The organism is Streptomyces sp. NBC_00846 (assembly GCF_045207325.1).
In the GTDB taxonomy this organism is placed as follows: Bacteria; Actinomycetota; Actinomycetes; order Streptomycetales; family Streptomycetaceae; genus Streptomyces.
Genome location: NZ_CP108846.1, coordinates 3,575,739 through 3,593,422 on the forward strand (window position 1 = coordinate 3,575,739; position 17,684 = coordinate 3,593,422).

Below are 17,684 nucleotides of genomic sequence, written 5' to 3' on the forward strand. Positions count from 1 at the left end.
CGGTCCGATGGGTCTCTTCGTCTGTCTGCCGCTCGTGCTCCCGCTGACCGCGCTGCCGGTCGCGCGCCTCGCCGAACAGCATCTGCACCCGCGCAGCGCGACTCTGCTGCTCACCGTCGTCGGCACGCTGCTCGCCCTGTGCAGCACGCTGTGCCTGGCCCTGCTGATGGTGGTCGGCACGGCCCAGCTCCCGGGCAATCCGCTGCCGGACGGCTGGTCGGACCCCGAGGTGCGGAACGCGGTGCCGTACGAGGTGAAGGCGGGCATCGTCGCGATCGGGGTGCTGGCGGCGGTGCTCGGGGCGTGCGGGCGGACGGTGTACCGCCATGTGCGGCTGCGGATCCGGGCCGGGCGCGCCCTGTCCACCGCCCCTTCCGTCACCACCGGCGACGTCGCGGTGCTCCCGGACCCGGAGCCGTACGCCTACGCGCTGCCCGGAAATCCGGGCCGGGTCGTCATCTCGACCGCGATGACCGAGTGTCTGGACGCCCGTGAGCGCCGGGCCCTGATCGCCCACGAGCGGGCCCATCTGGCCGCCCGCCACCACCGCTACCTGCTGGCCGTCCAACTCGCGGCGCGCGCCAACCCGTTCCTTCTGCCGTTGCGTACGGCGGTGGCGTTCAGCACCGAACGGTGGGCGGACGAGGAGGCCGCGCGAGCGGTCGGCGACCGGCGGGTGGTGGCCGTCGCGGTCGGCAAGGCGGCACTCTTCTCGCACGGGGCGCCGGACGCCTCGGTCGGCTTCGCGGCCTTCGCCGCCGCCGACCCTGCTTCCGCCGCATCCGCTCCTGCCCCGGACTCCGCTTCCGCTTCGACGGCGGGCCCCGTACCGCGCCGGGTGGCGGCGCTGCTCGCCCCCGTTCCGCAGGCGCGGCTGTGGCCCCCGTCGTCCGCCCATGCCGCCCTGGCGCCGCTCGTCGCGGCGGCGGGCACGACGAGCTCGGCGCTGTCGTCGCTCAACGCGACGGTGTCGCTGGTACAGATCCTGCACGCGGCGACCCCGCTGTGAGCCGTACGAAGCAGCCGGGCGCCGCCGCGCCGCCGCCGTTTCGGCTCAGTCGGCCGAGGAGGCGAACTCCTCCTGCGCGGCGGGCACCGGAAGGCCCGCGGGAACGCTGTCGCCTTCCTTGACGCCGGCTTCCTTGACGCCGGCTCCCGTACCGCTGCTTCCCTTACCGCTGCCGCCGTGCCGGCCCCACCACGCCTGGATCCTGCCCGCGACCGGCTGGGTCCAGCGGGCGGTGAGCGGTCCGACGATGACGAGGATGAGGACGTACGCGGTGGCTATGGGCCCGATACGCGGCTCGGTCGCCACGGCCAGACCGGCGATGACGATGGAGAACTCACCGCGGGCCACGAGCGTTCCACCGGCCCGCCACCGCCCGCGCGAACCGATCCCGGCCCGCCGGGCCGCGTACCATCCGGTGCCGATCTTGGTGAGGACGGTGACGACGGCCAGCAGTGCCGCCGGGAGCAGCACCGGCGGAATCGCGGACGGATCGGTGGAGAGTCCGAAGAACACGAAGAAGACGGCGGCGAACAGATCCCGCAGCGGCGTCAGCAGTTTGCGCGCGCCCTCGGCGACCTCGCCCGAGAGCGCGATCCCGACCAGGAACGCCCCGACGGCCGCCGAGACCTGCAACTCCTGTGCCACACCGGCCACCAGCACCGTCAGCCCGAGCACCACCAGGAGCAGCATCTCCGGATTGTCGGAGGAAACGGCCCGGCTGATCAGCCGCCCGTGCCGCAGCGCCAGATAGAGCACGAACCCGACGGTGCCGAGCGCGACCAGCAGCGCGATGCTGCCCCCGGCGAATCCCACGCCCGCGAGCATCGCGGTGAGCAACGGCAGGTACACGGCCATCGAGAGGTCCTCGATGACCAGCACACCGAGGATGACGGGCGTCTCCCGGTTTCCCAGCCGCCCCAGGTCGGTGAGCACCTTCGCGATGACCCCGGACGACGAGATCCAGGTGACCCCGGCCAGTGCGACGGCTCCCACGGGCCCCCACCCGAGCAGCAGCGCGGCCACCGCCCCCGGGGTCGCGTTGAGCACGAAGTCCACGGCACCGGAGGGGTATTGAGTCTTGAGACTGGTCACCAGTTCCGATGCGCTGTACTCCAGGCCGAGTAGGAGCAGCAGCAGAATGACGCCGATCTCGGCGCCCACGGCGGTGAATTCCTCACTGGCGCCGAGCGGCAGGAGCCCGCCTTCCCCGAAGGCGAGCCCCGCCAGCAGATAGAGCGGAATCGGCGAAAGGCCTATCCGCCCGGCGAACCGCCCGATGATGCCCAGTCCCAGAATGACAGAGCCGAGCTCCACCAGCAGTGCGGTCGTGTCGTGCACGGTCAGCCCTCCGCAATAATCTCGGAGAGCGCGTCGACGCCCTCCCTCGTACCGACGACGACGAGCGTGTCCCCGATGGCCAGCCGGAAGTCCGGCCCGGGTGACGGATGCGCACTGTGTGTCCGCAGCACGGCCACGATCGAGGCCCCCGTCCGCGTCCGCGCCTTCGTGTCACCGAGCAGGCGCCCGCCGTACGGGGAGCGCGTCCCGAGCGGTATGTGCTCGGTGACGAGATCGATGCCCTCGGTCCGTACCGCGTCGATGGGCGCGGCGTCGATGAGGTGTGCGAGGCCGGTGGCCTCCTGCGGTGTCAGGGGTACCGACAGGCGGCACGAATCGGGATCGTCCTGGTCGTAGAAGCCGATGAACCGCCGCCCGTCGTGGTGGACGACGACGGAGATGTGCTGTCCCGACTCGGTCGTGTAGTCGTACTGCATACCGACTCCGGGCAGCGTGGTGCGGTGGGTTCCCATGGCTTCCTCCCGAGTGTTGCGACGGCATGGCGACGCACTTGGTGATCTCTTTAGTTGCGCATTACTTTATCCGGAGGGTTCCGCCGGTCCCGGCATACGGGCGCAAAGCGGGGCCCACGGCTACACTCGCCCGGGCCGGACGGCGGCCGGGGCCGCCGTCCGGGCGATCGCAGCAGCCGGCGGAAGGGCCGAGAATGTCGCGTAGCCGAGAGCTCAAGTTCCGGGCGGTCACGTCGTTCCAGCGGCATGTCGCCAACCCGCTCACCAGGCGGTTCCCTTTCCAGACCCTCCTGGAGACGACGGGCCGCGCGTCCGGCCTCCCGCGCCGCACCCCGGTCGGCGGCCGGCGCATGGGCCAGGCGTTCTGGCTGGTCTCGGAGTACGGCGAGAAGTCGCAGTACGTCCGCAACATCCGGGCCGACCCCCGGGTCCGGGTCCGGATCAAGGGCCAGTGGCACTCGGGCACCGCCCACCTGCTCCCCGAGGACGACGCGCGCGCCCGGCTCAAGGCGCTCCCGCGTGGCAACAGCGCGGCGGTGCGGACCCTGGGGACGGACCTGCTGACGGTACGGGTGGATCTGGCGGAGTGACGCCGGGGCGGCGACCCGCCACGAGCCGGGAAGTGCGTGTGTCCGGAACGTACGCGTACCCGGGACATGCTCGTATCCCGGACATCCTCGTATCCGGGACATCCTCGTAAGCGGGACGTTCGCGGGCCCCGGACACGCGCGGGCCCCGGACATGCGCGTGCCCGGCCGGTGCGGTGCCGGCCGGGCACGAACAGGGTGTCGGCCGGATCAGTCGGTGATCTCGATCTTCCCGTCGGGGGATGCGTCCGGAGACGCTGCGGGAGACGCGACCGCACCGTTCGAGGCCGATGTCACGGCTGCGGCACCGCCCTTGAGGTTCTTCAGCAGGGCTGCCAGGTCGACTCCCGTGGTGGAGCTGAGGAGTTCCATGCCCTGGGCGACGTTGTCCGTGACCGTACGCGCCACCTGGCTCGCGCCGTCCGTGGAGATGACGGTCATCTTGTCGATGGCGCTCAGCGGCTCGGCCGCCTTGGCGACGACCTGCGGCAGCACCTCGACCAGCATCTGGAGCACGGCCGCGTCGCCGTACTGCGCGAACGCGTCCGCCTTCTTCTGCATGGCCTCGGCCTCGGCCGCGCCCTTGGCCGCGATGGCCGCGGCCTCCGCCTCGCCCTCGATGCGCACGGCGTCGGCGAGGGCCGAACGGTGCAGCTTCTCGCCCTGACCGGTCAGCCGGGAGCGCTCGGCGTCCGCCTCGGCCTCCTTGACCTGGGCGATCCGGCGGGCCTCGGCCTCCTGCTCGGCCTGGTAGCGGGCGGCGTCGGCGGGCTTGCGGACCTTGGTGTCGAGTTCGCGGTCGGTCAGCGCGGCCTGGCGCTGGGCGACCTTCTCCTGCTCCTCCAGGACTTCCTGCTGGCGGGCCGCCTCGGCGAGCGGGCCCGCCGCGTTGGCCTTGGCCGCGGCGGCTTCCGTCTCGGCCTTGATCTCGGCCTGCTTGAGGTAGAAGGTCCGCTCGGCGATGGCGATCTCCTCGGCCGCCTTGAGCCGGGCCTGCTCCGAGGCGCGCTTGGCGATCGCCTCGGCGATGTCCGCCTCCTGCTTGGCGCGGGCGGCTTCGGGGCGGCCGAGGTCTTCGAGGTAGGAGCCCTCGGTGGTGATGTCCTGGATCTGGAAGGCGTCCAGGATCAGGCCCTGCCCGGAGAGGCTGGCCTCGGCCTCCTCCGCGACCTGGCCGGCGAACGCGGCACGGTCGCGGATGATGTCCTCGACCGACATCCGGCCGACGATGGCGCGCAGCGCGCCGGAGAGCACTTCCTGGGTGAAGCCGACGATGCCGTCCTGCTGCTGAAGGAAGCGCTGGGCGGCGGCCCGGATCGCTTCCTCGCTGCCGCCGACCTTGACGATCGCGACGCCTTCGAGGTTCGACTTCACTCCGCGCAGGGTGACGGCTCCGCGGACGGCCACCGGGATGTGCCGGCTGGACAGGTCGAGGGTGAACTTCTGCTGGACGAACGGGACGACGAAGACTCCGCCGCCGACGACGACCTTCTGGCCGCTGTTGTCGATGCTGGTGCGGCCGGTCACCGGGTCGGTCGACTTCTTGCCGCGGCGTCCGGTGATGATGAACGCCTCGCTGGGCCCGGCGACCTTGTAGCGGGTGATGACGACGAGGGCGAGCAGTATCAGGAGTACGACGACTCCGATGACTGCGGTCACGACTGGGCTCATAAGGGTGTCCCCCCTGCCTCCCTGTGGGGACGGCAGCTTGTTTTCGGACGGTGTATCGGCCGGCGGTGATCAGCGCTCGACGGGGCGGACCGTGACCGAGGTGGTCGACAGCGTGGCCTCCACCCAGATCTCGGTGCCGCGTTCGACCGGCTCCGGGCTCTTCGCCGACAGCTTCACGGTCTGGCCCGCCAGGCGCAGCAGGACCTCGCCGTAGCCGTCGGCCGGGATCGCGGTGACGACCGACCCGGACGTACCGACGAGATCGTCGCCGCGCGGGGTGGTGCTGGTCTGGTCCCGCATCAGCGCCCGGCTGAATTTCCAGGTCAGCCAGGCCGCGACGATCCCGGCGAGCACTCCGGCGGCGGTCGCGGCGACCGTACCGACGCCGGTGGTGCCGAGCACGATCGCGCCGCCGAAGCCGAGCATCGAGAGGAAGCCCGCGATGACGGGGAGGGAGAGAAGGCCGTCGAAGAGGCCGTCCAGTACGCCCCCGAAGAGACCTTCGAGGATGCCGTCGAAGATCAGGGACAGGGCCAGCAGAACGATTCCCGCAATGCCGAGACCGAGAAACAAGGTCACGCGATCACCCTCCCCGATCCACGAATTCCATCGAACTGGCTGGATGATCCCATATACACCAGGCAACGGACACTGCCGGGTTACGGCAATCTTTTACTCGCCTTTGATGCCGGATGACTGTTCGGACCCAGTTGTCCACAGCCTGTGGACAGTCCGGCCTCCCGGATTCTCGCCTCCCCGGCCGGACCACGACCGCCCGGAGCCGGTCCCGTTCGTGGTGCAGAGGCGGGGGAACGGGAGCACCCTGATAAGGAGGTGATCGTCATGACGCATACAGCAGTCGGGTGGCATGTGGAGTTGGAATTCGAGGAGGACAGTCAGCGCACCCGTGCGGCCGCGCTGGTGCGGCTCCCGGACGGGGCCGAGGTGCGCGCCCACGGATATGCGAGCCGTCACCCTTCCGACAAGCAGCAGGCGAGGGTCGGCGAGGAGATCGCGGGGGCCAGAGCACTCAATGAGCTGGCGATGAAGATGCTGACGAAGGCGCACGACGAGATCGACGAGGAGTCCGGCCGGACGTCGCACCCGCTCACCTGAGCCGGGATCGCGGAACCCCCGGGCATCCACCCGCCCGGGCCGCGTGTGGGCACCACCTGCGCCACCGGTTGATCCGGGCCGCCGGCGGAGGGACGACGCGTCAGCCCAGCTCCAGGCTCGTGATGCCGAAAAGGCCGGTGTGGTCGACGTCCGGTGACGGACCCGTGTACATCCGGGCGGTCTCGAACGACGGGCTGAGGCCCAGCTCTTCCGCGAGACGCACGGCCGCCGGGTTGACGTCGGGTACGTCGATCGCCACCGGATTGTCCGGATCGGTGGCCGCGAGCGCGCCGACCAGGGCGCCGGCCACCTCGGGCGACTGTGCGTACACCGGGCCGATTCGGGAGGACGTGCGGCAGGGCCGCAGCACGGCGAGGCCCCGCAGCTCCCCGTCACGGACTGCGGCCAGCGAGGTGCGGGCGGGCCCGGCGATCCACGGCGCGAGGAAGCTGTCGCGCTCCGCGGGGAAGAACCGGCGGTCGTACGCGGCCAGCCGGTCGAAGGGAATGCTGCGGGCGTCGACGAGAACGGTGCCGGGCGGAACGGGGAGACCGGCGGGCGGCCGGCCCTCGTAACGCATCGTCGTCCAGACCGGACGGAAGCCGGATCTACGGTAGTTGGCCTGCTGGGCCACCACCCCGTCCAGTCCGACGTTGCGCCCGTCCAGCCGTGCCATGCCTGCCTGCCAGAGCCGGCTGCCGTAACCCTGCCCGCGCAGCTCGGGGCGGGTGAGGTAAAAGCCGAGGAACCCATGGCCAAAGCCGTAGCGGATCACGGAGACGCTGGAGACCGGGTCGCCGTCGAGTCGGCCGATCAGGAAACCGCGCGGGTCGGTGGCGAAGAAGGCGTGACGGTCGGTCAGCCCGGGGTTCCAGCCCTCCGCGTGGGCCCATTCGGCCAGCATGGTGAGGTCGTCGGCGCTTGCGGTGGTGATCTCGAAATTCGGCACGGGGCACCTGTACCCGCGGGCGATCGGTTCGACGCCCGCCCCGGGACCGGTCGCCCGCGCCCGGATCACACGAGGAGGAACGCGCCCGCCGTCGCGGCCCCCAGCAACGCACCGGCGACCGTCTGCGCCACCGAGTGGTACCCGAGCGCGACCCGCGACCAGCACACCGCGACCGTCATCGCGTACGCGAGCAGCCACCACGGCGAGTGGACCGCGGCGGACAGCGCGACGACGGCCGAGGCGACCGCGGCGTCCACCGAGATCTTCCAGACCGTGTTGACGGCCAGGAGGATCACGGTCATCGCCCAGAGGGCGAGCATCGCCACGAGGATGCCGGTGGGGGCGTGGCCCAGGACCATCACCAGCGAACCGGCGCCGATGGAGCCGAGGATGACGAAGAAGATCGGCGCCCGCTTGGTGCGGTCGACGACATGGCGGTCGCCCCAGGTGCCGCGCCCGCGCTCCCATTCGATGTAGCCGGCGGGGACGAGTCCGGCACACAGGGCGCCGAGGAATCCCCAGAGGAGACCGGTCCAGTGACCGGCGGCTGCCAGACCGATGCCGAGCATGCCGACCAGCAGGACGTTGCGGGGCTGGAATATGTCGGTGACGGTGCGCGCGGTGCCGATGCGCGGCGATACGGGGGCGTCGGCGCTCTCGGCGGTGTCGGCCGTGCCGGTGGTGGTCATGCGGTCTCCTCCAGGGAGGGCGTGGGGGGCGTCCCGGTGGCGTCGGCGGTCACCGCGGCCCCGGCGTGTTCCAGTACGCGCTGAGCCCGGTCCTCCGTGACCGTCCGGTACGCGGCGGCCACCCGTACCAGCCAGGCCACCTCGCCGTCCTGGTCGGTGGCGTACTGGGTCCCGATCGTGGCGGCGGTCGTGGCGGGCGCTCCGGCGTTCCTGGCCCGCAGCGCCGCCTTGATCCAGTACGCGTCGGCGAGCGGTCCGGCCTTCTCGCGGTCGGGGGTGCCCGCCGCGGCGGCGGCCTCGGCGGCCGGGAGCAGCGTGTCGGGGACGTAGTGGCGCAGCTTCTCGACGGCGTCCGCGATGTCCGCGACCCAGCGGTCGACGCGCAGGTCCGCGGGGGTGTCGAAGCGGGTCAGTTCGCGGGCCAGCGAGGCCGGGGGAGCGAAGGGCTGGTCGGGGAAGGCCGTCATCAACTCGTGCCAGAGGCCGTGCAGTTTGGCCTGGGCCCGCCACAGCTTCGCCCGGCGCTGCCCCTTGCTGAGGGCGGGGATGGAGGCACCCACCGCGAAGAAGGCGAACAGCACCACCTGCGCGGCCTCGGTGACCTCGTCGAACCGGAGGGCGAAAGAATCGCTCGGGGTGTCGACGACGCTGACCCACAGGAACAGGGTCCGGCTGACGGTGTATCCGACCCCGATGAACATGGCGAAGGTCATCATTCCGAGGCCCACGCGCAGATGACGCGTCCCGGCACCGGCGGTGGCCAGCGCCCACTGGTACGCGCAGACGGCCGACGCGGCACCCAGGTAGAGATAGAACACGCTCATGTACAGCGTGGCGCCCCACTGTCCCGCGTGGTCGGCGACGAAGCGGTCCGAGGGCACGGACCGGTCGACGACGGTGAAGAACAGCACCGTCAGCAGGATCAGCGTGGCGATCGACGCCTTGGCCGCGACCTGCTGGATGGCGCGGGCGAACCGTACGTGCCGCGGGGCGGTCCCGGCGTCGGGGTACCGGCCGTAGATCGCGACGATGTAGCCGAGGATCGCCAGGATCGCGATCGTCGCCGTGTAATGCTTGATCAGGACGGCGAGGTCGGTGACGGCGCTGTCGTTGAGCGCGATACGCACGGCCCGGGTCTTGGTCCACAGGGCGGCGGCGAAGCCCGCGTAGCAGCCCCACAGGGCCCGGCGGCGCTTGTCTTCTTCGTCGCCCCACAGCGCGGCCGGCATGCGCCAGAGGGCGACGGCCGTCATCAGGGCCGCTATGAGATAGCCGGCGAGGTCGAGCGGGGTCACGGCGGAATCCTCGGGGTGGGAAGTGGGGGGAGCTGCGGTGTCAGGTGCGGCGGAACAGGCCGCGGCGGCTGGCGACGGGGCGGGAGAGGGAGTTGGCCAGCCGCCCCACCATGTCGTCGCTCGTGACGTCCCTGGCCATCCGGGGAATGAGCGACGCGCCGAACTCTGCCATGCGTTCGTCGTGGGTGTCGTACTGCGCGCGGGCCTGTACGGTGCCGTCCCCCGCCACGATCGCGTCGGCGATCGAGGCGACCACCGGCGGCGCGCCGGTGCTGCTGGGCCGCGGCGGGGGGTCGGTTCCCAGGACCCGGCTGATCAGCGAGGTGTCGAAGACCGGCAGCAGTCGCCGCAGCTGTTCCGGGTCGAGCGAGGTGCCGTGGTCGAACCATTCGTGGCACAGCTCGTGCAGGATGACGTGCTGGGTCTGGTACGCGGTCGGCCGGCGCCGGTAGAGCACGAAGCTGGTCCCGCCGGTCTTCAGCCGCAGACCGCAGGCGGCGTTGACGCGCGCCAGCCGGTCGGGCATCTCGTGCAGCACGATGGTGCGGCCACGGGCCGCCTCCATGTTCGCCACCAGTGCGTCGATGGAGAAGGGTGCGGGGATGGGCAGGTCGGCCAGCCCGGCCTCGCACTCCTTCCGTAGTTCGCGCAGGGACATGCGGACCTACTTCTCCGGCTCGCCGTGCGCGGCGTCGCCGCCGCCCGTGCCCTGCCGGTCCCTGGCGTCCTCCAGCAGGGAGAGCGCGAACTGCAGTAGCTCCGGCGGGAGTCCGTCCGCGTCGACGCCGCGCCCGGCCAGTCCGCTGATCTCCCCCGTACGCCGCTTGGCGAGGAACTGCAGACCGGCGACGACGTCGTCGACGACCTCCGACTCCTCCTTGAAGAACCGCCAGTCGACGCCGAAACCCAGGCCGAGCGCCTTGAGGATGTCCTCGGACGGCTGGGTGACCTTTCCGGCCAGGATGTTGGAGAAGTAGCTGTGCGAGAGGGAGCTGCCGCGCTCCTTGACGAGATCGGCGAAGACCCGCCCCGAGATCTTCTGACCGGGGAACGTCTTCTCCACCATGTACTCGACCTTCTGCTGCAACGTCCGGAGCTCCGGCGTGCGTTCCTCGTCGCTGCCCATCCGGCCCCCACGCATCCGTCCCCGTCCGACCGGTGCCGCACGGTCCTCGATTCCGTCAACGGGGTCGTACTGTAACGAACCCAGCCACGGCGTTATCGGCGCGGGAGGCGGAATCTTGGGGCGGACCAGGAGGCGGCGCGCGGGGCCGTACGGGAGTGGGCTTGCGTAAATACTCTACGTCACTGTTAACTCGAAAAAACATGGGCAGGGGGCCACGAGGGGAGTCCCCTGCCCACGAAGTAGGACTGAATAAAAGGGACATGCTCCACACATTGGTGTAGCCCTTCACGACGGGGGATGCGTGAAGGGCTACCCGCTCATTATGACCGCTGGTCAGGTCGGCATCAACTGACCGTTCAGTCAGTGGGACGACGGGGTTGAAGTAATCCGGAAGTTCCGGACGAGTGGAGCGCGTTCGGCGATCCGAACCGCCCCGGGCCGTCGGCCGTGCGCCGGCAGTTCGGGTCCATCCCCTCCCTCGTCCGCTACCGCCCGCCCGCGACCCGCAGCACCGCCCCCGTCACGTAGGACGCCTCGCGCGACAGCAGCCACGCGACGGCGGCCGCGATCTCCGGGGCCACTCCCGGGCGGCGGAGCGGGATGCCGGACGCGGCCGCGGTCGCACGGTCGGGGTCGCCCGCGGTGGCGTGCATGTCGGTGTCGATCATCCCGGGGGCGACCGCGTTGACCCGGATGCCGTCGGGCCCCAGTTCCTTGGAGAGCCCGATCGTCAGGGCATCCACCGCCGCCTTCGTGGCGGCGTAGTGGACGAAGTCCCCGGGGCTGCCGAGGGTGGCGGCGGCCGAGGAGACATTGACGATCGTGCCGGAGCCGTTGGCCGTCATGTCCTTCGCGGCCCGGCGGCAGCACAGCAGACAGCCGAGGAGATTCACGTCGAGGACCCGGCGCAGCGTCTCGGTGGACGTGTCGGCGAGCCGGCCGAGCGGACCCGTCACCCCCGCGTTGTTGACCAGTCCGGTGACGGGGCCGAGCTGTACGGCCGCGGTGTCGAAGAGCCGTTCCACATCGGCCTCCACGGCGGTGTCCACCCGCACCGTGACACAGCGCGCCCCCGCGGCCCGCACCGCCGCCGCGGTCCGCTCGGCGGCCTCGGCGTCGCGCACGAAGCCCAGGGCGAGGTCATGGCCGTCGGACGCCAGCCGGACACAGGTGGCGGCGCCGATGCCGCGACTGCCGCCGGTGACGACGGTGACGGGGCGCGATGGCGAGGGAGCGGTGTTGCCGACTGCCACGGGAGGAACCTCTCGCTCTCGGGTCGGGTGTGCACGTCGCATCGTACGGAGAACGCCTGCCGTTGGAGTGGCACCCGGCGGACCACGGGCGTGGTGTGCGACGGGGCGGTGCGTCCGTGCCTAGGGTCGGCGGCTGACGGACCGCTGCCGGCGTGGAACGGGTTGAATCGCCCGGGACCGGTGGCGGTTCCTCCCCAACGGCGTTCCCCTGCCACCGCCTCGCACCGCGGTGGCAGGGGACGCCGGCCGACTCCCCCGTCGGACAGACCCTGGGTCCGCCACCCGCACGGCCCGGGTCCGGGGGTTGCGCACGGCGTTCGCGGTGCGGCTGTTCGCCCGCGGTACCTGTCGGCCCCGGCCCGGACGGACCCCGGAAGCGGCGCCCCTGCCGCGCCCTCACCGCACTGACGGATGCCGGAGGAAGAGTGTGACGAGAGGCCGGGGCGGTGGATGCTAGGCTCGCGCGACCCTGCGCGAAGAACGACACAAAAGCGCCTCAACGGACATGGGAGAATGGCCGTGGAGAAGACCTCACCGAAGACCGTGGTGGTCGTGCCCACCTACAACGAGCGGACGAACCTGCCTGTCCTCGTGGACCTCCTGATGGATCTGGGCCTGCCCGGCCTGCACATTCTCGTGGTGGACGACAATTCGCCGGACGGTACGGGCAAGGTCGCGGACGAGCTCGCGGCCCGCACCGCCGGCGTGGTCGGCGTGCTGCACCGCAAGGAGAAGGACGGGCTGGGGCGCGCCTACGTGGCGGGGATGACGCGTGCGCTCGCCGAGGACGCGGACGTGGTGGTCCAGATGGACGCCGACCTCTCCCACCCGGCGTCCAGGCTCCCGGCCATGATCGAGACGCTGCTCGCCGAGGACGCCGCCGTGGTGATCGGCTCCCGCTACGTAGCGGGCGGTTCCCTCGCCACGGAGTGGCCCTGGCACCGCAAGGCGCTCTCCGCCTGGGCGAATTTCTATGTGAACGTGATCCTGCGGCTGGGAGTGAAGGACGCCACGGCGGGCTTCAAGGCATGGCGGGCGCCGACGCTGAAGGCGATCGATGTGCCCTCGGTCCGCAGCAACGGCTATTCCTTCCAGGTGGAGATGAATTACCGGACGGTCCAACGCCACTTGAGAATCGTCGAGGTCCCGATCCGCTTCGAGGAGCGGGTCGAGGGCGAGTCGAAGCTCGGCCTGGGCGTGCAGATCGAATCCGCCATCGCCCCGTGGAAGCTGCTCTTCGGCAGGAACAGCCTCTGAACGACCGAGAGTTGTCCCCGTTCCTCAGTCGGTGCCCGGCGTCACATGTCCGCGCTGCCGGGCCTGCGCCAGCAGGGAGATGACCTCCGCGTCGGAGGTCTGCCCGAAGTCCCGGTACCACTCGCCGACGGCGTAGAACAGGCGCGGCATGGACAGACACACCACGTCGTCCGCGCTCTCCCGCAGCCGGACGACCGCGTCCGGCGGCGCCACCGGTACGGCTGCCACGATGCGTGCCGGGTGCTGTGCCCGTACCACCCGGCAGGCGGCCTCGGCCGTGGCGCCGGTCGCGATGCCGTCGTCCACGACGATCACGGTCCGGCCCTCGACCGGCGTCCGCGGCCTGCCCGCGCGGTACGCCTGCGCGCGCCGTGCGAGTTCCGCCGCCTCGACTCGTTCGATCGCCGCGAGATCCTGCTTCCCGACCCGGATATGGCTGACGACGTCCTCGTTGAGGACGCGTACGCCACCCTCGCCGATGGCCCCGAAGGCCACCTCCTCGTGGTGCGGCACACCGAGTTTTCGGACCACGATCACATCGAGTTCGGCACCGAGTGTCTGCGCCACCTGGAAGGCCACCGGGACTCCGCCGCGGGGCAGGCCCAGCACCACGGGGCTCTCCCGCTCCAGCTCCCGGAGCGCCTCGGCCAGCTGCTGTCCCGCGTCCGTACGGTCGGCGAACAGCACGGCGGTTCACCCCCAACCAGGGGAGAGAGGGACGGCACGGGTACGTGCACGAGTAGGTGTGTCCCCTTTGCTTCCCTTCTTCGAAACAACCCCAAGTGCGGCGGGCGCGCAACTCGGGCAGGGTCGGTCACATGGAAGGAATCGGAGCAGTCCTGATCGACATCGACGGTGTCCTCACGGTGTCCTGGAAGGCGCTGCCCGGCACCGTGGCAGCCATGGAGCGGCTGCGCGAGACGGGGCTCCCGCTGGCCCTGGTCACGAACACCACCTCCCGCACCCGCGCCACGATCGCCGGGAAACTGGCCGCCGAGGGTTTCCCCGTCTCGGCCGACGACATCCTCACCGCCCCCGCCGTCACCGCCGCCCACCTGCGAGAACACCACCCCGGCGCCCGCTGCCTGCTGATCAACACGGGCGACATCCGGGACGACCTGACGGGCGTGACACTCGTCGACGAGGACGAATCCGGTCCGGCTCACGGCGCCGAGCCGGACGTCGTCGTCCTCGGCGGGGCCGGGGACGCCTTCACCTACGCGGCGCTCAACCGCGCCTTCCGCCATGTCCGACGCGGTGCCCGGCTCGTCGCCATGCACCGCGCCATGTACTGGCGCACGGCCACCGGCCTCGACCTCGACACCGGAGCCTTCCTCCTGGGGCTGGAGCGGGCCGCCCGCGTCGAGGCGGAGATCACCGGCAAACCCGCCGGGTCGTTCTTCGCCGCCGCCCTGGCCCACCTCGGCGCCACTGCGGCCCAGGCCCTGATGGTCGGCGACGACATCGAGACCGACGTCCTGGCGGCCCAGCACGCCGGGCTCACCGGCGTGCTCGTCAGAACCGGCAAGTACCTCCCCGAGACCCACCGGGCGGCCACCGGCACCCCGGACCACGTGATCGACTCCTTCGCCGATCTGCCGGCCCTGCTGGAGCGGCTGGGGGCGTGACGGCCGGGGCGGCGCCCTGACGCGGTACGCGTGGTCGCCGCGGGCGAGGCCCTGCTCGCGCCCACCGTCACCCGTCGTCGCCTCATCGGCGAATTCGCCCGCCTGCGCCGCACGGCCCCGGCCCCGGCCTCGCCGGCCGCCCCGCTCACGGCGCTCACCCCGCGTGAGACGGAGGTACTGCGCCTGATCGCCGAGGGCCTGTCCAATCCGGAGATCGCGGCCCGGCCGAACGTCAGCGAGGAGACGGTCAAGACCCATGTCAGCCGCGTCCTGAACAAACTCGGTCTGCGGGACCGCACCCAGGCGGTGGTCGCGGCGTACGAATCCGGTCCGGTGGTGCCGCGGACCGGGAGGTGAGCCGGGGCACGGACGCGTGGCCCCGGACCACGTCAGGACACCGGGGACGTACTGGGCATCTCGCCCTCGGTCGTGTTGACGTCGATCACGGAGAACGGCGCGCCCTGCGGATCCGTCAGCGCGGCGAAGCGGCCGAAAGGAATGGTCATCGGGCCGAACCGCAGGACCGCGCCGCGCTCGGTGGCCTTCGCGACGGCCACGTCGCAGTCCGGGACGGTGAAGTACACATTCATGTACGGCGGCACCTCGGGCGGGAATTCGTCGCCCATCTTCATCCGCCCCATGACGGTCTTGTCGCCGAGGTTGAACAACCTGAAGTCGACGTGCTCGTCCTCCATCTTCACCACGCTGTACGGGAAGACGGCGGGGAAGAACGCATCGGACTTCTCGGGCTCCCGGGTGAACACCTCGGCCCAGCAGTACGCACCGGGCACGCCCTGCGCCTCGAAGCCCTCATGGGCGCCCGCCTGCCACACGCCGAAGGTGACACCGCTGGGATCGCGGGCCAGCAGCATCGTGCCGAACTCGCCGACCTCCATGGGGTCCATCAGCGTCTCGCCGCCGTTCTCACGGATCTTCGCGGCGGTGGCGGCGGCGTCCGGCGAGGCGAGGTAGAGACACCAGGACGGCTGCCCCTCCTGGCCGGGCATCGGAGGCACCACGGCGGCAACCGCCTTGCCGTCGGCGTACGCCTGCGTGTAGTCGCCGAACTCCGTCGAGGACTCGCCGAACGTCCAGCCCAGCACATCACCGTAGAAGCTCTTCGCGCCGTCGAGATCGGGGAACATCGCATCGGCCCAGCACGGGGTGCCCTCCGGTTGTACAGCCATGACGTCGACTCCTTCGTCTTCTTCGTACTCGCGCGTACTCGCGCTCGGCGGGTGGTACGGCCTTTCACGCTAGCCAGCCCACCGATTCCCCGCGCGCCGGACGCGAGCCGCCACACCGACGGCGTAGCGGTACCGCCACACCGACGGCGTAACGGTACGGATACGAGCGGGTGGAGCCGGGGAAGGCCGCTCGTGGGCCACCGCGACCGGCCCGCCTCGGCGCCCGGTGCGAGGCCCGTGACGACGCCCTTTAAGATCCACTTCTGTTGGCGAGTGACAACGAGCGGCAACCGGCCTGCGGGGACCGTACTTCTGCGAGGAAACAAATCACACCATGTCCGAACAGGTCGCCGCTCACTTACGGCGTGAGATCGCCGTACGCAGCCGTCTGGTCGTGGACTCCTCGGCCTTCGACGGCATCGTGTTCTGCCTCATCGTGACCAACGCGGCGCTGCTGGGAGTCGAGACGTACAGCGGCGTCGTGCAGCAGTGGCACGACGTCCTCAAGGTCGCGGAGCACGCCTTCCTCGCCGCGTTCACCGGGGAGATCCTGCTCCGTGCCGCCGCTCACGCCGACCGGCCCCGGGACTTCTTCCGCGACCCCTGGAACGTGTTCGACGTACTCGTCGTCGCGCTGGCCTTCCTGCCGTTCGCCCGCGAGAACGCGACGGTGCTCAGGCTCCTGCGGCTGGCCCGGGTGCTGCGCGCCGCGAGGTTCCTGCCCCAGCTGCGCATCGTGATCGTCGCGGTGGGCAAGAGCCTCCCCGGCACGCTGAGCTTCCTGCTCGTCGGGGCGCTCCTGCTCTACGTGTACGCCATGGTCGGCTGGGTCTTCTTCGCCGGCGACAATCCCGAGCGCTTCGGCTCGCTCGGCCGTGCCGCGCTCACCCTCTTCCTCCTCATCACCCTCGACGGCCTCGGGGACGCGGTCCGCGCGGCCCTGGAGATCTCCCGCTGGACGATCCTCTACTTCGCGTCGTTCGTCCTGCTCGGTTCCTTCCTGCTCGTCAACCTCCTCATCGGCGTCGTCATCAACTCCCTCGAAGAGGCACGCGAGCTGGAGAAGGAACGCGAGCTGGAGGAGAGCGCCCGGGGCGCGACGCCCCCGGGACCCCGGCCGCCTCCCGCCGACACGGCCGAGGCGCTCCGGGCGCAGATCGACACCGCTCGCCGGGCCCTGGACTCCATCGAGGCGGACCTCGCGGAGACCCGGCACTCGTGCGGCTGCCGAGACGCGGGGGACGGAGAAGGGGAACTCGTGGCGGTCGGGGAGCCCGGCACGTAGGCCGGCCCTCGCCCTCGCGTCGCCGTCCGATGGCGCCAAATCCCGTTCGCGTGGCGGCACATGGAGAAGGTGCCGCACGGTGACAAAATCATCACGCTCTGTGCGTCACTCTGCACACAGAGCGGCCCCGGCGGTGCACCAACACCGTCCGAGGGCCTCCCCCGGCCGTGACCGAACGGGTTGTTCACCGGGCCGCTCCGAAGTCCTGCGTCCAGTAGTTGCCGGGCTGGGCGACGCCCACGCCGATCTCCTTGAACGAACAGTCAAGGATGTTGCGCCTGTGACCGGGGCTGTTCATCCAGCCCGCCACGACGTCCTCGGGGGTGGTGTAGCCGTGGGCGACGTTCTCGCCGTACGCCCTCCAGTCGTAACCGGAGCCCGTGATGCGGTCGCTCGCGGCCGATCCGTCGGAGCTCGTGTGGGACATGTTGCGGCGGGACGCCATGTCCGCGCTGTGGGCCCGGGCCGCCATCGTCAGCTTCGCGCTCTTGGTCAGCGGCGAGCACCCGGCCTCGACGCGTGCGCGGTTGACGAGCGTCAGTACGCGGGCGTCGGCACGGGACGCCGGAGCCGCGGGCTTCGGAACGCTCACGGGTGCGACGGGCTTCGGGACGCTCCCCTTTGTGGTGCGGGGCCACCCAGTCCCCACAGCCGGCTTGTCCTGGGGGGTGTAGGAGGCCATGGCCGCGGAGGGCACGCCCACGGCCCCCACGGCGACGACGGCGACGACGGCGACGGTGATCTTCCGGTAGGACGTCTTCCTGCGGTGCTTCCTCATGCGTGACCTCGCTCGATAGTCGCGGAGCGGCCCCGTACGGCCG

Annotated in this window: 18 protein-coding genes and 2 pseudogenes; 7 read left to right on the forward strand and 13 right to left on the reverse strand. The window is 71.0% G+C overall.

Features of this window, described 5'->3' with window-relative positions:
- Nucleotides 1–7: 7 nt before the first annotated feature.
- Nucleotides 8–1,009, forward strand: coding sequence for a M56 family metallopeptidase (locus OG936_RS16420; protein WP_406495545.1), 1,002 nt, complete (start codon nt 8–10; stop codon nt 1,007–1,009).
- Between the two features lie 45 nt (nt 1,010–1,054).
- Here the strand turns inward: OG936_RS16420 and OG936_RS16425 are convergent, their stop codons facing one another.
- Nucleotides 1,055–2,347 (reverse strand): cation:proton antiporter, encoded by a 1,293-nt coding sequence (locus OG936_RS16425; RefSeq protein WP_383752241.1) that lies wholly within the window; start codon nt 2,345–2,347, stop codon nt 1,055–1,057.
- 2 nt (nt 2,348–2,349) lie between these two features.
- Nucleotides 2,350–2,820: a cation:proton antiporter regulatory subunit gene (locus OG936_RS16430; RefSeq protein ID WP_406495546.1), complete on the reverse strand. Its 471-nt coding sequence runs from the start codon at nt 2,818–2,820 to the stop codon at nt 2,350–2,352.
- Nucleotides 2,821–3,014: 194 nt separating this feature from the next.
- Here OG936_RS16430 and OG936_RS16435 point away from each other — a divergent pair, with 194 nt between their 5' ends.
- Entirely contained in the window at nt 3,015–3,410 is a 396-nt protein-coding gene (locus tag OG936_RS16435; protein ID WP_406495548.1) for a nitroreductase/quinone reductase family protein, read from the forward strand.
- Between the two features lie 207 nt (nt 3,411–3,617).
- On the opposite strand, the gene OG936_RS16440 is transcribed toward OG936_RS16435, so the two are convergent.
- Nucleotides 3,618–5,078 (reverse strand): flotillin family protein, encoded by a 1,461-nt coding sequence (locus OG936_RS16440; protein ID WP_406495549.1) that lies wholly within the window; start codon nt 5,076–5,078, stop codon nt 3,618–3,620.
- Nucleotides 5,079–5,147: 69 nt separating this feature from the next.
- Nucleotides 5,148–5,657 carry an NfeD family protein gene (locus OG936_RS16445; protein ID WP_406495551.1) on the reverse strand — a complete coding sequence of 170 codons (510 nt, stop codon included), beginning with the start codon at nt 5,655–5,657 and terminating at the stop codon, nt 5,148–5,150.
- Nucleotides 5,658–5,921: 264 nt separating this feature from the next.
- Between OG936_RS16445 and OG936_RS16450 the strand changes: the two genes are divergently transcribed.
- Nucleotides 5,922–6,194 carry a DUF1876 domain-containing protein gene (locus OG936_RS16450; protein ID WP_406495552.1) on the forward strand — a complete coding sequence of 91 codons (273 nt, stop codon included), beginning with the start codon at nt 5,922–5,924 and terminating at the stop codon, nt 6,192–6,194.
- 100 nt (nt 6,195–6,294) lie between these two features.
- Here the strand turns inward: OG936_RS16450 and OG936_RS16455 are convergent, their stop codons facing one another.
- The 6 genes from OG936_RS16455 to OG936_RS16480 all read right to left on the reverse strand — a co-directional run bounded on the left by OG936_RS16455 (nt 6,295) and on the right by OG936_RS16480 (nt 11,506).
- On the reverse strand, nt 6,295–7,143 hold the full coding sequence (locus OG936_RS16455) for a GNAT family N-acetyltransferase (protein WP_406495554.1): 849 nt from the start codon (nt 7,141–7,143) through the stop codon (nt 6,295–6,297).
- A gap of 65 nt (nt 7,144–7,208) precedes the next feature.
- Entirely contained in the window at nt 7,209–7,832 is a 624-nt protein-coding gene (locus OG936_RS16460; protein ID WP_383752227.1) for a hypothetical protein, read from the reverse strand.
- A complete protein-coding gene (locus OG936_RS16465) occupies nt 7,829–9,127 on the reverse strand; it encodes an MAB_1171c family putative transporter (protein ID WP_406495555.1) in 1,299 nt (432 codons plus the stop codon). The genes OG936_RS16460 and OG936_RS16465 overlap by 4 nt, the downstream gene beginning before the upstream one ends.
- A 40-nt stretch (nt 9,128–9,167) precedes the next feature.
- The gene (locus OG936_RS16470; RefSeq protein ID WP_406495557.1) at nt 9,168–9,785 is read right to left on the reverse strand and encodes a toxin; all 618 of its coding nucleotides are present in this window, start codon (nt 9,783–9,785) and stop codon (nt 9,168–9,170) included.
- A gap of 6 nt (nt 9,786–9,791) precedes the next feature.
- Nucleotides 9,792–10,253 carry a hypothetical protein gene (locus OG936_RS16475; RefSeq protein WP_406495558.1) on the reverse strand — a complete coding sequence of 154 codons (462 nt, stop codon included), beginning with the start codon at nt 10,251–10,253 and terminating at the stop codon, nt 9,792–9,794.
- A 485-nt stretch (nt 10,254–10,738) separates the two neighbouring features.
- Complete coding sequence (locus OG936_RS16480) at nt 10,739–11,506, reverse strand: SDR family oxidoreductase (protein ID WP_406495559.1); 768 nt, start codon at nt 11,504–11,506, stop codon at nt 10,739–10,741.
- 513 nt (nt 11,507–12,019) lie between these two features.
- Here OG936_RS16480 and OG936_RS16485 point away from each other — a divergent pair.
- On the forward strand, nt 12,020–12,763 hold the full coding sequence (locus tag OG936_RS16485; protein WP_406495561.1) for a polyprenol monophosphomannose synthase: 744 nt from the start codon (nt 12,020–12,022) through the stop codon (nt 12,761–12,763).
- A gap of 60 nt (nt 12,764–12,823) precedes the next feature.
- Here the strand turns inward: OG936_RS16485 and OG936_RS16490 are convergent.
- Nucleotides 12,824–13,450: pseudogene (locus tag OG936_RS16490) on the reverse strand (phosphoribosyltransferase); the annotation flags it as partial.
- 131 nt (nt 13,451–13,581) lie between these two features.
- Here OG936_RS16490 and OG936_RS16495 point away from each other — a divergent pair.
- Nucleotides 13,582–14,391 carry an HAD-IIA family hydrolase gene (locus OG936_RS16495; RefSeq protein ID WP_406495563.1) on the forward strand — a complete coding sequence of 270 codons (810 nt, stop codon included), beginning with the start codon at nt 13,582–13,584 and terminating at the stop codon, nt 14,389–14,391.
- A gap of 21 nt (nt 14,392–14,412) precedes the next feature.
- Nucleotides 14,413–14,748: pseudogene (locus OG936_RS16500) on the forward strand (response regulator transcription factor); the annotation flags it as partial.
- Nucleotides 14,749–14,780: 32 nt separating this feature from the next.
- Here OG936_RS16500 and OG936_RS16505 read toward each other — a convergent pair.
- On the reverse strand, nt 14,781–15,578 hold the full coding sequence (locus tag OG936_RS16505) for a VOC family protein (RefSeq protein WP_406495565.1): 798 nt from the start codon (nt 15,576–15,578) through the stop codon (nt 14,781–14,783).
- Nucleotides 15,579–15,912: 334 nt separating this feature from the next.
- Between OG936_RS16505 and OG936_RS16510 the strand changes: the two genes are divergently transcribed.
- The gene (locus OG936_RS16510; RefSeq protein ID WP_406495567.1) at nt 15,913–16,863 is read left to right on the forward strand and encodes an ion transporter; all 951 of its coding nucleotides are present in this window, start codon (nt 15,913–15,915) and stop codon (nt 16,861–16,863) included.
- Between the two features lie 184 nt (nt 16,864–17,047).
- On the opposite strand, the gene OG936_RS16515 is transcribed toward OG936_RS16510, so the two are convergent.
- A complete protein-coding gene (locus OG936_RS16515) occupies nt 17,048–17,641 on the reverse strand; it encodes a CAP domain-containing protein (protein ID WP_406495569.1) in 594 nt (197 codons plus the stop codon).
- Between the last annotated feature and the right edge of the window lie 43 nt (nt 17,642–17,684).